General features: G+C 37.5%; 18 protein-coding genes and 1 pseudogene. 17 read left to right on the forward strand and 2 right to left on the reverse strand.

Annotated elements, in window-relative coordinates; genetic code table 11:
• Positions 1-142 precede the first annotated feature (142 nt).
• Together AC4D4A_RS00910 and AC4D4A_RS00915 are read left to right on the forward strand one after the other, a co-directional pair.
• Entirely contained in the window at positions 143-853 is a 711-nt protein-coding gene (locus tag AC4D4A_RS00910; protein WP_490994151.1) for an anthrax toxin lethal factor-related metalloendopeptidase, read from the forward strand.
• 17 nt (positions 854-870) lie between these two features.
• Positions 871-1,827, forward strand: coding sequence for a thymidylate synthase (locus AC4D4A_RS00915; protein ID WP_490994152.1), 957 nt, complete (start codon positions 871-873; stop codon positions 1,825-1,827).
• A 219-nt stretch (positions 1,828-2,046) separates the two neighbouring features.
• On the opposite strand, the gene AC4D4A_RS00920 is transcribed toward AC4D4A_RS00915, so the two are convergent.
• Positions 2,047-2,376 carry a hypothetical protein gene (locus AC4D4A_RS00920; protein WP_490994153.1) on the reverse strand — a complete coding sequence of 110 codons (330 nt, stop codon included), beginning with the start codon at positions 2,374-2,376 and terminating at the stop codon, positions 2,047-2,049.
• A 282-nt stretch (positions 2,377-2,658) separates the two neighbouring features.
• Here AC4D4A_RS00920 and AC4D4A_RS00925 point away from each other — a divergent pair, with 282 nt between their 5' ends.
• The 11 genes and pseudogenes from AC4D4A_RS00925 (at position 2,659) to AC4D4A_RS00975 (ending at position 9,422) form a co-directional block, all read left to right on the forward strand.
• A complete protein-coding gene (locus tag AC4D4A_RS00925; RefSeq protein WP_066107222.1) occupies positions 2,659-2,919 on the forward strand; it encodes a metal-sensitive transcriptional regulator in 261 nt (86 codons plus the stop codon).
• A 68-nt stretch (positions 2,920-2,987) separates the two neighbouring features.
• The gene (locus AC4D4A_RS00930; RefSeq protein ID WP_490994154.1) at positions 2,988-3,464 is read left to right on the forward strand and encodes a DsrE/DsrF/DrsH-like family protein; all 477 of its coding nucleotides are present in this window, start codon (positions 2,988-2,990) and stop codon (positions 3,462-3,464) included.
• A gap of 10 nt (positions 3,465-3,474) precedes the next feature.
• Positions 3,475-3,821 (forward strand): annotated as a pseudogene (locus tag AC4D4A_RS00935) (rhodanese-like domain-containing protein).
• Between the two features lie 20 nt (positions 3,822-3,841).
• Positions 3,842-4,114 carry a rhodanese-like domain-containing protein gene (locus AC4D4A_RS00940; RefSeq protein ID WP_490994155.1) on the forward strand — a complete coding sequence of 91 codons (273 nt, stop codon included), beginning with the start codon at positions 3,842-3,844 and terminating at the stop codon, positions 4,112-4,114.
• 46 nt (positions 4,115-4,160) lie between these two features.
• Positions 4,161-4,718 (forward strand): sulfurtransferase TusA family protein, encoded by a 558-nt coding sequence (locus AC4D4A_RS00945; RefSeq protein WP_490994156.1) that lies wholly within the window; start codon positions 4,161-4,163, stop codon positions 4,716-4,718.
• Positions 4,719-4,794: 76 nt separating this feature from the next.
• Positions 4,795-5,922 (forward strand): MBL fold metallo-hydrolase, encoded by a 1,128-nt coding sequence (locus tag AC4D4A_RS00950; RefSeq protein ID WP_490994157.1) that lies wholly within the window; start codon positions 4,795-4,797, stop codon positions 5,920-5,922.
• A 40-nt stretch (positions 5,923-5,962) separates the two neighbouring features.
• Complete coding sequence (locus AC4D4A_RS00955) at positions 5,963-6,190, forward strand: sulfurtransferase TusA family protein (RefSeq protein WP_490994158.1); 228 nt, start codon at positions 5,963-5,965, stop codon at positions 6,188-6,190.
• Between the two features lie 94 nt (positions 6,191-6,284).
• Positions 6,285-7,034, forward strand: a complete 750-nt coding sequence (locus AC4D4A_RS00960) for a sulfite exporter TauE/SafE family protein (RefSeq protein WP_490994740.1) — start codon at positions 6,285-6,287, stop codon at positions 7,032-7,034.
• A gap of 255 nt (positions 7,035-7,289) precedes the next feature.
• A complete protein-coding gene (locus AC4D4A_RS00965) occupies positions 7,290-8,045 on the forward strand; it encodes an SDR family NAD(P)-dependent oxidoreductase (RefSeq protein WP_490994159.1) in 756 nt (251 codons plus the stop codon).
• 12 nt (positions 8,046-8,057) lie between these two features.
• On the forward strand, positions 8,058-8,504 hold the full coding sequence (locus tag AC4D4A_RS00970; protein WP_490994160.1) for a MarR family winged helix-turn-helix transcriptional regulator: 447 nt from the start codon (positions 8,058-8,060) through the stop codon (positions 8,502-8,504).
• Between the two features lie 393 nt (positions 8,505-8,897).
• Entirely contained in the window at positions 8,898-9,422 is a 525-nt protein-coding gene (locus tag AC4D4A_RS00975; RefSeq protein ID WP_490994161.1) for a hypothetical protein, read from the forward strand.
• 256 nt (positions 9,423-9,678) lie between these two features.
• Here AC4D4A_RS00975 and AC4D4A_RS00980 read toward each other — a convergent pair whose 3' ends face one another.
• Entirely contained in the window at positions 9,679-10,221 is a 543-nt protein-coding gene (locus AC4D4A_RS00980; protein WP_490994162.1) for a CotY/CotZ family spore coat protein, read from the reverse strand.
• A 120-nt stretch (positions 10,222-10,341) separates the two neighbouring features.
• Between AC4D4A_RS00980 and AC4D4A_RS00985 the strand changes: the two genes are divergently transcribed.
• From AC4D4A_RS00985 to AC4D4A_RS01000, 4 genes are all read left to right on the forward strand, one after another.
• The gene (locus tag AC4D4A_RS00985) at positions 10,342-10,701 is read left to right on the forward strand and encodes a DUF1360 domain-containing protein (protein ID WP_490994163.1); all 360 of its coding nucleotides are present in this window, start codon (positions 10,342-10,344) and stop codon (positions 10,699-10,701) included.
• A gap of 250 nt (positions 10,702-10,951) precedes the next feature.
• The gene (locus tag AC4D4A_RS00990) at positions 10,952-11,323 is read left to right on the forward strand and encodes a hypothetical protein (RefSeq protein WP_490994164.1); all 372 of its coding nucleotides are present in this window, start codon (positions 10,952-10,954) and stop codon (positions 11,321-11,323) included.
• Positions 11,324-11,394: 71 nt separating this feature from the next.
• On the forward strand, positions 11,395-12,333 hold the full coding sequence (locus AC4D4A_RS00995) for a glycosyltransferase family protein (protein ID WP_490994165.1): 939 nt from the start codon (positions 11,395-11,397) through the stop codon (positions 12,331-12,333).
• A 189-nt stretch (positions 12,334-12,522) separates the two neighbouring features.
• Positions 12,523-13,458, forward strand: coding sequence for a glycosyltransferase (locus tag AC4D4A_RS01000; protein ID WP_490994166.1), 936 nt, complete (start codon positions 12,523-12,525; stop codon positions 13,456-13,458).
• The last annotated feature ends 42 nt before the right edge of the window (positions 13,459-13,500 follow it).

Below are 13,500 nucleotides of genomic sequence, written 5' to 3' on the forward strand. Positions count from 1 at the left end.
GCCATTGTTGATAAATAGTTAAACCATACATATACGCCTATCTGGATTTCTTCACGAAGTTTTATACATAACCCTATATATTCTTAAATGACTGGTAATAGGGTTTTTATGATATAAAAATTAATCTTCGGAGTGAATTGTGATGAAGGCGAGAAATTTACTTGTATTCATTTTTATATTCATTATGGTAGCCACTCTTATATTATTTCCATTAGGGCAAAATTATGCACAGTCAGTTTATTTAAAGAATTTATCTGGCATTGAGAATAAATCATCGGTATCAACTATAATTGTTTTGCCTGATGATCAAGATCAATGGGATGAGGCTGAGGTTATTATAGAAAGAATAAGTGGGTTACCTGAAGGCTTACTTCAAGTATTAAAAAAGAATAGAATTAAGATTAAGTTATTTACGGGATCATTGACGGATCAACGGGAGGCTGCCCATTTAAAAGGAGTTCAGCCAAGAGGGTATTCCTCGAAAAATTGGGATGAAGTACCCGGAATGGGTGGCAGTAAAACAGTCTTAGTAAAAATCGGGCACAGTGAAAAAGGAGCGGGCCATGGTTCAACTAATCTAGAACTACATGAGCTTGGACATTCAGTCGATCAAATTATATTGAATAATATTAGTGAAACGGGCTACTTTCAAGATGCTTGGTTAAAAGAAGTGCAACAACTATTCCCGAATCAAGCCTACTTTATTGATTATCCAGAGGAGTACTTTGCTGAGGTTTTTGCGATGTATTATTTCAATAAAGAAACTAAAGCAGAATGTTTGGAAAAGGCCCCGCTCACGTACGAAATCATAAAAAACATTGAAAAGAATGGCTACACAGTAAAAGAACAATAAAATAGGAGGATCAACATATGGTGAAAAATGAACAAGCCTATTTAAATCTTTGCCAGCATGTCCTAACTAACGGGACAAAGAAAGAAGACCGTACAGGGACAGGTACAATCTCTGTATTCGGCCACCAAATGAGATTTAATCTGAAGGATGGTTTTCCATTATTAACAACCAAAAGAGTACCATTTCGCTTGATTGCCAGTGAATTGCTGTGGTTTATAAATGGAGATACGAATATCAAGTTTTTGCTTCAGCATAATAATAATATTTGGAATGAATGGGCATTTAAAAAATGGGTTGAAAGCTCAGAGTATAAAGGTCCTGATATGACTGATTTCGGCATCCGTTCCTTGCAGGATGAAAAGTTTAATCAATTATATTTGGAACAAATGGATTTATTTAAAGAGAAAATCTTAAATGATGATGCCTTTGCAGCGAAGTATGGAGAGCTTGGCAATGTATACGGGAAACAATGGAGAGAATGGAAGACATCAACAGGTGAAACGATTGACCAACTTAAAGATGTGGTAGAACAAATTAAAAGGAACCCATCATCCAGAAGATTGATTGTATCTGCATGGAATCCGGAGGATGTACCAACTATGGCTCTGCCGCCATGTCACAGCCTATTCCAATTTCATGTGGCAGATGGCAAGCTATCTTGCCAGTTGTATCAAAGAAGCGCAGACATCTTCCTTGGTGTACCATTTAATATTGCCAGCTATGCATTGCTGACTCATTTAATTGCAGCTGAGTGTGATCTGGAGGTTGGTGAATTTGTCCATACCCTTGGGGACGCCCATATCTATTTAAACCATGTAGAACAAGTGAAGACTCAATTGGAAAGAGAACCAAAATCGCTTCCTGAGCTAGTGATTGACTCTTCATTTACAAGTATTTTTCATATGAATCTAGATCAAATAAAAATTGAAGGATATGACCCACATCCAACGATTAAAGCACCGATTGCTGTTTAATTTAGGGTGCTTACGGACAGCCCCATAACAGATATCTAGCAAAAAGGCGTATAGAATAGTGATATTCTGTACGCCTTTTTTATGTAAAATTTCTAGGATATGGCCTGATGTGTACCCTAATCATATCTTCCCAATTTATAGGGTGAAAAAAGGAGATTGTAATTATATAAGTCTTAGGATTCAGAAGGATGCAATGGATTAGACTTAAGGGTTACTAAGTTACTTAATGAAGTGGATATGGTGAAACGAACGCTGGATTTCAATCCAATATTCTGGATAGGTATCCGTAAATTTTTGAAATGCTTCATGAAGATTTATTACTAAATAATCGTAAGTGATTTTAGGATGTTTTTTTGTTTTTCTTAAATCAAAATATAAGGCAAACGGGCGTGTGTAATAGCTGGTAAGCTGATGAGGGTTCAAAATCGCTATTTCTATATTCTTTTTATCTATAAAATCGTTAACAGATCTTATCGGACAATTCTTCTCAAAGAGTGGCTCCTTTATGAACGGGGACATCTCATCCAATAATATAATACCTCTATACATAAATTTCTCCTTTGAAAATCAAACAAAGTTAAGCATAGTATGGCCAATTTTCAAAAAAATATACGTTTGCTAGTGTTTAAAAAGCCCATAACATAAACAAATACATGGCAACTAATGAATATAAAATATGAATCTAAACAGGTACTTTTAATATAGAATGTCAGTATTTTTTTAGGGCATGAAAGGATGTGAAGAATTTATTGAGCATTCTGATTGACCAATTACCCATAGGGGTATACGATGAGCATATCGATATAATACAACTGAGAGGGGAAATGATGAATGAATTATGATGATAAAACGAAAGTGAGATTAAGAAGAATGGAAGGTCAGCTTCGTGGCATACAACGTATGATGGATGAAGGACAGGATTGTAAGGATGTGATCACCCAGCTTTCAGCGGTACGTTCCGGAATAGAGCGGACAATTGGTATCGTCGTCAGTGAAAACTTAATTGAATGTGTACGTGCGATTGATGGAGATGAGGAACAGATGAATGAATTAATTGGACAGGCGGTAAACTTGCTCGTTAAAAGCAGATAACAGGAAAAGATTATATTTTTTTACAACAATAAATACCTATAGGGGTATATGTATTCTAAGGAGGAGCAATGGAACAGAAATCAACTAATATCATTTTATTCAGCGGGGATTATGATAAGGCGATGGCCGCCTATATTATTGCAAACGGAGCGGCAGCCTACGACCATCAGGTGACAATCTTCCACACATTTTGGGGAATCAACACATTGCGCAAGCAGGAGGAAATGAATGTAAAGAAAGGTATTCTCGAGAAAATGTTTGGGCGCATGATGCCAAGGGGTGCTGAAAAATTGGCGCTTTCTAATATGAATATGATGGGTATGGGACCAAAAATGATTAAGCATGTCATGAAGAAGCATAACGCACTTACATTGACTCAACTCATTGAAATGGCACAGGAGCAAGACATCAATCTCGTTTCTTGTACGATGACGATGGACCTTTTGGGACTACAGAAGGAAGAATTGCTTGATGACGTTCAATACGCCGGAGTTGCCGCCTACTTGGCCGGTGCCGAAAATGGCGCAGTAAACCTGTTCATCTAAGGAGGAGCTTATGGAATGGATCATTGTGGCGGCCGTACTTGTTGCCTTTTATATCCTTAGAATGAGGGGGACAAAAGGAGTCAATATGATTACGACCGCAGAGCTAAAGAATAGGTTGAATGATAGGAATGTATTCTTCCTCGATGTACGTACACAAGGCGAATATAAAGGCCGCAGCATTCGCGGTTTTAAGAATATCCCCTTGGCAGCGATTTTACCAAGCTTCCGCGTGATAAGGAAATCATCATCATTTGCCAAAGCGGTATGAGAAGCCAGACAGCCTGCAAGCAAATAAAGAAATTAGGCTATGCCAATGTCACGAATGTACGCGGCGGCATGAATAGCTGGAGAGGATGATTGATATGAAAGCATAAGAAGTGCAGCAAAAACTAGAAGCCGGAGAAATACTGAATATCATCGATGTCAGAGAGCCAACAGAAGTGGAAGAAGGGCACATCAAAGGTATCACTCACATCCCGCTAGGCGAATTAGAGGAACGGATTGGTGAATTGGATAAGAATACCGAGTATATCATGGTTTGCCGCTCGGGAGCGCGCAGCGGGAAGGCGACAGCCTATCTGCAGGAGCATGGCTATAAAGCGATCAACATGGCAGGCGGCATGCTGTCATGGGAAGGCGAAACCATCTAAAAAAATTTAACCAAAAATATACCCTACGGTGTATAGGAGGATCAGAATGGCAATAAAAGCAGATGTTCAATTAGATACGAAAGGATTGGCTTGCCCAATGCCAATCGTCAAAACGAAGAAAGCAATCAAGGACATTGAGGAAGGTCAAGTCCTCGAGGTCCAAGCGACTGACAAAGGGTCAAAGGCAGATCTTGCTGCATGGGCGGAATCAACCGGCCATCAATACATCGGCACAAACGAGGAAGACGGTGTTCTCTATCATTACATCCGTAAGTGCTTGGATGGAGATGTGGCGGAGAAATCCTTCGAGCCAACCATATCTAATGAGGAAATCCTGAATAAAGACGGTCTTATCCTGGATGTGCGTGAAGAGGCAGAATATGCATTCGGCCATATCGAGAAGGCGAAATCCATACCAATGGGCGACCTGGAGGCACGTCTTGACGAGCTTGACCCGGAACAAGAAATCTACGTAATCTGCCGCACCGGCAAACGCAGTGATTTTGCTGCTCAAAAGCTTGCGGCTAATGGGTTTAAAAAGGTATATAACGTCCTACCTGGCATGAAGGATTGGAACGGCCCGGTCGTAAAAGAAACAGAATAACCATCATCTATTCGGAGGGTAAATCTATGCCCTCCTTTCAAAAAAACAAAAATATACCTATGGGGGTAATGAAAACATGACAGTATCTAAGTGGACAGCGGCAGATGTTGCCCGCTACGTAATCGAAGACAAGAAATTATTTATTCTGGACGTTCGGAATAAGGACGCATTCGAGGATTGGAAAATTGACGGACATCGATTTGACTATCTGAATATTCCTTACTTTGAATTGCTTGACGGAGTAGAAGAAATTCTTCCGCAAATACCAGAAGATCAAGAGCTTCTCGTTGTCTGTGCGAAAGAAGGCTCATCCATTATGGTAGCGGATATGTTGTCTGACGCTGGCCATGATGCTGCGTATCTTGAAGGTGGCATGAAATCATGGAGCATGTATCTTGAGCCGGTTAAGGTTGGCGACCTGAAGAATGGCGGAGAATTGTATCAGTTTGTCCGTCTTGGTAAAGGATGCCTCTCTTATATGGTTATCTCGGGCGGAGAAGCAGCCATCATCGATGCGGTCCGCTTCACAGATACTTTTGTTGATTTCGCCAAAGAAAAGGGCGTAGAGATTAAGCATGTATTTGATACACATTTACATGCAGACCATATTTCCGGAGGACGTCATATCGCGGCGAAAATCGGCGCGACGTACTATCTGCCGCCTAAGGATGCGGAAGGGGTTGTATTCGAGTACACGGCACCTGAGGATAGGCTTACGGTAATCCTTGGTGAATCCAAGATTGAAGTAGGAGCCTTATATTCTCCTGGCCACACGATCGGCTCGACATCCTTCGTGATTGATTCAAGCTACTTGCTGACAGGGGATATCCTCTTCATCGACTCCATCGGAAGACCGGACTTAGCTGGTCTGGCGGAGGATTGGGTGTCGGATCTTCGCGTCACATTATACAAACGCTACCGTGAGCTGGCTGATGACTTGATTGTGCTTCCGGCACATTTCATGATTATTGCCGAGCTGAACGAGAACGGCTCGGTTGCCAAACGCTTAGGCGATTTGTTCGCAGAGAATCACGGCTTGAACATGACTGATGAGGAAGAGTTCCGCAAGACCGTTACCGAGAACCTGCCTCCACAGCCAAATGCCTATCAGCAAATCCGCCAGGTCAATCTGGGGAAGATCACGCCTGATAATGATGAGCAAATCGAGATGGAAATCGGCCCGAACCGTTGTGCCGTACGCTAATCGACCTATAAATAAATGCAAACATAAAGGAGAATGATTCATGAATATCACGAAAACATTAGATGCAAAAGGGCTGGCTTGCCCAATGCCAATTGTTAGAACAAAGAAGGCAATGGGAGCAATTCAATCCGGAGAGGTACTAGAGGTACTTGTCACAGATAAGGGTGCATTGAACGACTTTACCGCATGGTCTAAATCTGGCGGCCACACTATCTTGGAGCAAACAGAAGTTGCTGGAGTATTAAAATTCTATATTCAGAAGGCATAAATATATGGCGGACGTCCGGAACTTTGGAAGTCCGCTTCTTATATTGGAAAGGAGTGCAACGTATGTGGATATTTTATTTTTAGTAGTTATTTTTATGATAGGTTTCGTAGGTTCTTTTATCTCAGGGATGCTGGGAGTTGGCGGTTCAATCATCAAATACCCAATGCTCTTATATATTCCACCTTTATTCGGTCTTGTCGCATTTAGTCCGCATGAAGTTTCCGGTATTAGTGCAGTCCAAGTATTATTTGCCTCCATTTCGGGTGTCTGGGCTTATCGAAAGGGCGGTTACTTAAACAAGTCACTTATTCTTTGTATGGGGGGATCCATTCTAGCGGGAAGTTTTATAGGAAGCTATGGTTCTCTTTTTTTATCAGAGAGCGCTGTCAATATTGTATATGCTTTGTTGGCCGTTGTCGCGGCAATTATGATGTTTATTCCTAAAAAACAAATCGATGGTCAGCCGCTTAATGAAGTTACGTTTAACAAGCCGCTCGCCGCCATTCTTGCCTTTATTGTCGGGATTGCTTCAGGAATTGTAGGTGCAGCAGGAGGATTTATGCTTGTGCCAATCATGCTCGTTGTACTGAAAATACCAACAAGAATGACAATCGCGACAAGCCTTGCGGTTACATTCATTTCTTCGGTCGGTGGAAGCGCTGGTAAGATTCTGACAGGACAAGTTGATTATGGACCAGCCTTAATCATGATAATCGCAAGTATCATTGCTGCACCACTTGGAGCAAGGATGAGCAAATCAATGAACACAAAAGTTTTGCAGTGGATCCTTGCTGTCATGATTGCAGCTACAGCGGTTAAGCTTTGGATGGATATCCTTATATAATTAAAGTGCTCAATCAGTATATATGTATTATGTTAAAATCAAATCAATTTTTGAAGCTTTATCAGGAATCTTTGGTGGGGAGCAAGAAGCTCATAAAGGATTCTTGCTTTTATTACGATAGCACATTTTATTTTATGAAGAAGTTTTTATAAATGAAAAACTAAGCAAGCTATTAAAAATGTAAGCGTATTAGTTTATTAATAAATAGTTTATTGTTAAAATATAGTTGAATAAGAAAATAAAGGGGAGATTGTTATGGGGAAACTTCAAGAAAAAGTTGTCATTATTACAGGTGGTGCAGGGGGTATTGGGCTTGGTATGGCGAAAGCAATGGCCAAGGAAGGTGCTATTCTCGCGATTGTCGATGTAAATGAAGAAACAGGCAAAGCGGCGGAAAAAATACTGCAGGACATCTCTCCAAACTCCATGTTTGTGAAAGCTAATTTAATGGATCGTGAAAATTTACCAAATATTATTCAAACAGTTATTGATAAGTATGGCAAACTGGATGTGCTAGTCAATAATGCACATGCATCTAAACAAAAATTATTTGAAGAGATTACACATGAGGACTTAGAGCTGTCACTTGGAACAGGATTCTATCCAACATTCTACTTGATGCAGGCAGCTCTTCCTTATTTGAAGGAAACAAAAGGTAACATTATTAACTTTGCTTCCGGAGCAGGTATCAATGGTGACCAAACACAAGCTTCCTATGCAGCTGCGAAAGAAGCGATTCGGGGAATCACTCGTGTTGCCGCTAATGAATGGGGACGCTATGGCATTAATGTTAACCTGATCAGTCCGATTGCCGATTCTGAAGGCGTACGTACATGGGCAAAAGCGCAGCCAGAATATTACCAGGCTGTTGTGAATAAAATTCCGCTTGGCCGCTTTGGCGATGTAGAGGAAGATATCGGCCGTGTAGCAGTCTTTTTGGCAAGCGCAGACTCTCAGTATATTACTGGACAAACCATTATGGTCGATGGTGGAGCAACAATGCTTCGTTAAGAAGTGATTATGATGGAACAAGATAATCTATTTGATTTAATTCATTCCATTGAACAAGTTTCCAATGAGCACATTGTGGATTTTACGTCCCGTTACTCTTATCCAATCGGTGTATCGGCAGTACTTGTTCTGGCTGAACTTAGAGATGGCAAGGCATTAAGGCAAAGCGAACTTGCTGATATGCTTGGTTACACAAAAGGAGCAGTCACGCATATTGCCTCAAAACTCGTTCGTTTTGAGCTTGCCGAGCGGGAATATGATGAAGAAGATCGGCGCTCTGTTTATTTGAAGATTACTGAAAAGGGTTGTACAGCTTTAAAAGAGGCTCAAAGGATTGGTGAATCGATTTTCTTAGAGTTGTTTGAGGTACTTTCTAAAGAAGAACTGCATGAATATTTGCGCCTTCAGCAAAAATTGCTTGAGGGGATGAAAAACAGGCGGTTATCTGGGAATAAGTGAAAAAAATAAAGAGATAAAAGGCCGATTGCGAATTTAAGCAATCGGCTTTTCTGTGTAATTAAGTATCATACGGATGAGTTTCTATCATTTTCATAAGGGCAATATTGTAAGTTTTCCCTGTATTTAAGTATCAAAGCTTTTTTACCATTAAGTCTGTCGTTTAATATAAAGGTGTTCCTTCTGAGATGTTAATGTCAAAAAAGTATAAGAAGGTGAGGATACCATTGTTATAACAAGAAAAAGACGTAAGCCAATTCACACCTCACTTCTTGTCTCAAAAAATGTGTCCTTTAGGCTAAATGATAAGGCTTGTTTGTTACAACTAATTTGTCAAAGGACAAAGGCCATATGCATACATATAAAAATGACCCATTAAGGAAAGGAAGAAAAACAATGAATGATAATGAAATGGAAAATAATTATAAAGAACCGATATTTTATATTATCCAACCAGTGAATAAAGGTAAATTGATTGCTCAGTATATGCAGGAAGTTTATCACAGTAAGGGGATTATCAAAGAAAAGGAGGATAATAAATTACAAGAAGAATATAGTTTACAAGAGGACGAAGCAGCTGTAAAAAATGAACTTACAGAGAAGTTGCATGAAGAAGCATTAAAAGAAAATAACGATATAATCACAGAAAATTTATTGACAGGAAAAACAAGCCAAATTGAAGATGAAAATATTGAAGTTCAAGTCGAAAGTGATACTCTAAAAGATGATCTTCGGATGAAATTAATACGGTTAGCAAGGTATCCATCAGTAGTGGAGAAACCTTTCTGTGAAATAAAAATTGAGGGAGAATCCATTGTTGGGCAAATAGAGAGTAAACGTGGAGAATTTTTAAAGGTAAAAGTAGATGGGAAAAATAGATTAATTGCCATAAATGATGTTGATGAACTTTCTATTTTATAAATTAAACATAACAATGACCTTATTTTTCGTAAAAACTGAAAAATAGGTCATCTTTTTATTAATATAATAGCTTTCGCCTAATCAAAAAAAGGTAAATTTCATAAGATGTATCAGAAGGAAAGGATAAGCCTAAAAAGGATAAGCCTGAAGATAATAACTCGCAATTGAAGGTGATAAAAATAAAAGAGTACAGAAAGAAAACCTGGGAGATACCCCCAGGCTTAAAATATATGAAAGTAAATTATAACCTGCCAGTTTATTTACAATCATGATGGATAGCTACAGGACAAAGGCAAGTAACTGCACCAAACATATTCAAATCAACAGTAATATAAGCATCAGTACCTTCGAGTTCCTCAAAATAATAATCATCTTTATGATTCTCTTTATAATCATCTTTATAATCATCTTTATGATTTTCATAATGATGGTCATCTGAGTCTATGCCTTTTGGAAAATAATCTTTTTTCTTTAATAATTCTAAGGTTGCACAACAAGAATCAGAATCAACATTATCGATGCGGAAAATTTTGGATTCAACAAAATAACATTTATTCTTCTTTTTAGTTGTTCCATGCCCTGTAAATAGTTCTCCAGTGTTAAATACAGTAAGCATAATTGGAATCGTGTTATATTTGTACCCTCCAAAAAGTTTACCATTATTTAATTCGTTAATTGCTCTTTCGCAACCTTTTCCAAGAGTTTCTTCATCGGGCTTTACTAAATCTTGAGCCTCCGCAATAGCTAGTAAAGTATCACAAATACAACTGGATGTTTCAAAATCAGAACCGCAGCTCATATCTTCTCCTCCTTGATGAAATCATTTCTCTAACAGGTTATGAAAATAAGAGTATAGTTGTTTGAGTATATAGCCTATTTTTCAATGTATTTATAAAAATGAAGAGAAAGGAGAGTAATAATGGAGCTGGATATTGTGAAAATATTTATAATAGGATTAGCAGCTTTTCGATTAACACGCCTATTTGTATTTGATAAAATCACTGAATTTATCAGGAAGCCATTTTTTAATGAAATCAGTGAAGTTGATGAAGAAGGTAATGAAATTGTTTTATATATGGTTAAAGAAAAGGGAATCAAACATTTTTTTGGAGAATTACTAAGTTGTCATTGGTGCACTGGACTATGGGTTAGTATTGGCTTAGTAATGATCGATTATTATATTCCAGTAGTTAGCTATTTTTTATTGATGGTTTTGTCTGTAGCTGGGATTGGTTCAATAATTGAAACAATTATCGGAAAGTTAAATTCAGAAGAATAAATATTACTTCAGTTAAGAAGTTGCGTAAAGCTTCGGTAAAAGTTTAATTTTCTAATGATTCAAAAGGTGACCTCTAAAAGTTAGATTTCAACTCTAACTTTTAGGGTGAAGTACATCATCAATAAAAATGGTCATTTTACATAACAAATTCTTTAAAAGTTATAGGACAAGCAAACAAGCTATCATAGAAAATCTCCATATAATTAAATTACGGCTAATTATAGCTGAAACATATGTGAGGTGAACAAAAATGGCAGAGGGGAACCCTGAATCTAAGCAGACTCCATCTGGAGCTATTACAAGTGCTTCCTTAAAACAACTGTTAACAGAGTATTTAACAACGACTCAAGAAATGGCCAGGAATAATTCTGAATCGACCCTATCAAGGTCTATTGCAAGAGTATCCTTTAGACAGCTACTACGACATTATTTAAGAACGGGTCAAGAAATTGCAGAAGTTCATGTCAATAGATCACAATTTAATGGAGAACCTGATTTAACTAATGTACAAGTTGTTAATGTAGGCAATGATTATGCTGAATTTAGACAAGTTGATTCTTCATTTGGAGGAAGGACATTTATCGTAAGATTTAATCAAATCACTTCTCTTGAACTTCCTTAAGTTATTTAAAGATAATGTGGCTTTATGTGGTTTTTATAAACACATGAAGCCGCTTTAAGGAGGATATGCGTTTGATTAAACAACCAACTATTTTATTTATTACAAAAAGATTCCATAATCGGATTAATAAAAGTACAGAATACTTTATCTCAGAACTTCAAAAACAATGTAACTTATATATATGGGAAAATGATGGTGATTTAAGCGGAATACTTAGTAGATTGCCGCAGTCACCTTCATTTATTCTTTTAAATGATTTTAAGCCGGATTATACACCTACAATACGTGGTATAAGGGATACCTCTATACCTGTAGGGGCTATATTACATGAAATTAAATATAAACCTTACCGTCGTAGACTGTTTTATGAGCGGGAGTACATTCAGCATATTTTTACACATTATAGGGATGCAAGCAACCGTATCCTCCCAGAATTAAAGGAACGGTACATTTGGATGCCCCATTTTGTTCCACTTGATATTTTCAGAGACTATGGGCAAGAGCGGGATATTGACTGTTTAATGATGGGGATTCTAATCAAAAGGGTATATCCAAAACGATTTGCTATGTATGAGCAGTTGTTATATTATCCAGGCTTTAAGTATTTCGATCATCCAGGTTATGGAGAATTACCAACAAATTCAAATCATTTAACAGGAATAACATATGCCAAAGAATTATCAAGAGCAAAAATATTTGTAACATGTGATTCTGTTGAAAAGCTGCCTCTTATGAAATATTACGAATGCCTGGCCTGCAAAACATTATTGATGGGAACGGGATCAGATGAGTTAAAAGAATTGGGGTTTATTGATGGGGAAACATTTGTTGAAGTAGATGAATATAATGTACTTGAAAAAGTAACTTATTATTTAGAGCATGAAGAGGAAAGAAAACAAATAATTGATAAAGGCTATAAATTAGTTGCAGAAAGACACTCTGTGGAAAAGAGAGTAGAGGAATTTCTGTTTACGGTAAATGAAATTATTTCGAATAGAAGAGATAGATAAGGATATGAACACCTTATCTATATTTGTGGCTGTCGACAAAATCGGCAGCTTTTTTTTAGAAATAATTTAAAAAAATTAGTTTAGCAGTTCTAAATACACGATTTGGGTATTTATAGTTACCTTTTGCGAAGTTATTCATAGTATGAAAAGACAAGTTGTAATTTCCAATATTTTTAAGGAGGGAAACAGGTGCGAAAAATAAACCTTCTTGTGACGACTGGTGATTTCAGCAAATATATATCACCAGAGTTTCACTATTTATTGATGGAGGTAGCTAAGCTAACAAATTTAACTGTTTGGCATGAGTCAGGCGATATTAAGGAAATTCTGAAAAAAGTAGAAGTTCAACCGGATTTTATTTTCATAAATGAATTTGGAGAAAGTAACTCTCCAAAAATTACAGGCCTCAGCACTTTGGAAATTCCTTTTGCAGTTAATTTATATGATATTCATTACCATATTAAGGATAGGAAAGAAGCTCTCCATGCTGAAAATGTAAAGCATATATTTGTGTATTATCGCGATAAGTTCCTCGAGTGGTATCCGGAGTTTGCGCATATGATGAAATGGCTGCCCAAACATATTAATCCAGCTATTTTTAAAGATTATAAGTTAGAAAAAGAAATAGATTATTTGTTAATGGGGGCGGTACATCATCGGGTCTATCCGATTAGACATAAAGTTGTACAAGCTATGAAAGATGAACCTGGATTTGTTTATCATGAGCATCCTGGTTATCGAAATATAGATGATGACGAAGAGAATGTATTTGCTGGTGAAAAATATGCACAAGAAATAAACCGCTCCAAAATGTTTTTTACATGTAATTCAAGATATGAATATGTTCTTACAAAATATTTAGAAGTACCGGCCTCTAGGACTTTGTTACTAGCTCCCTCATCGAACGAGTTAGAAGACATGGGATTTGTACCAGGAGTGCATTTTGTAGAGATCAATGAAGATAATTTCCAGGAAAAGGCGCAGTATTATCTGGAGAATGAATCAGAAAGGTATAAGATTTCTAAACAAGGCTATTTAATGGTTCATGAACACCATACGACGAAAAAGCGTGCAAAACAATTTGTCGAGTTGATTCAGGAAATAATGACAAATGAACAGAAGTAGGGAAGATAGATTAATCATAAATGCTTGTGCTTATTATGAGAG

This window comes from Pradoshia sp. Z5_111, assembly GCF_058267535.1.

Bases quoted from the DNA above. Each gene is read 5' to 3' on its own strand.
- AC4D4A_RS00910 (WP_490994151.1), top strand. From the start codon at position 143: ATGAAGGCGAGAAATTTACTTGTATTCATTTTTATATTCATTATGGTA.
- AC4D4A_RS00915 (WP_490994152.1), top strand. From the start codon at position 871: ATGGTGAAAAATGAACAAGCCTATTTAAATCTTTGCCAGCATGTCCTA.
- AC4D4A_RS00920 (WP_490994153.1), bottom strand. From the start codon at position 2,376: ATGTATAGAGGTATTATATTATTGGATGAGATGTCCCCGTTCATAAAG.
- AC4D4A_RS00925 (WP_066107222.1), top strand. From the start codon at position 2,659: ATGAATTATGATGATAAAACGAAAGTGAGATTAAGAAGAATGGAAGGT.
- AC4D4A_RS00930 (WP_490994154.1), top strand. From the start codon at position 2,988: ATGGAACAGAAATCAACTAATATCATTTTATTCAGCGGGGATTATGAT.
- AC4D4A_RS00945 (WP_490994156.1), top strand. From the start codon at position 4,161: ATGGCAATAAAAGCAGATGTTCAATTAGATACGAAAGGATTGGCTTGC.
- AC4D4A_RS00950 (WP_490994157.1), top strand. From the start codon at position 4,795: ATGACAGTATCTAAGTGGACAGCGGCAGATGTTGCCCGCTACGTAATC.
- AC4D4A_RS00955 (WP_490994158.1), top strand. From the start codon at position 5,963: ATGAATATCACGAAAACATTAGATGCAAAAGGGCTGGCTTGCCCAATG.
- AC4D4A_RS00960 (WP_490994740.1), top strand. From the start codon at position 6,285: ATGATAGGTTTCGTAGGTTCTTTTATCTCAGGGATGCTGGGAGTTGGC.
- AC4D4A_RS00965 (WP_490994159.1), top strand. From the start codon at position 7,290: ATGGGGAAACTTCAAGAAAAAGTTGTCATTATTACAGGTGGTGCAGGG.
- AC4D4A_RS00970 (WP_490994160.1), top strand. From the start codon at position 8,058: ATGGAACAAGATAATCTATTTGATTTAATTCATTCCATTGAACAAGTT.
- AC4D4A_RS00975 (WP_490994161.1), top strand. From the start codon at position 8,898: ATGAATGATAATGAAATGGAAAATAATTATAAAGAACCGATATTTTAT.
- AC4D4A_RS00980 (WP_490994162.1), bottom strand. From the start codon at position 10,221: ATGAGCTGCGGTTCTGATTTTGAAACATCCAGTTGTATTTGTGATACT.
- AC4D4A_RS00985 (WP_490994163.1), top strand. From the start codon at position 10,342: ATGGAGCTGGATATTGTGAAAATATTTATAATAGGATTAGCAGCTTTT.
- AC4D4A_RS00990 (WP_490994164.1), top strand. From the start codon at position 10,952: ATGGCAGAGGGGAACCCTGAATCTAAGCAGACTCCATCTGGAGCTATT.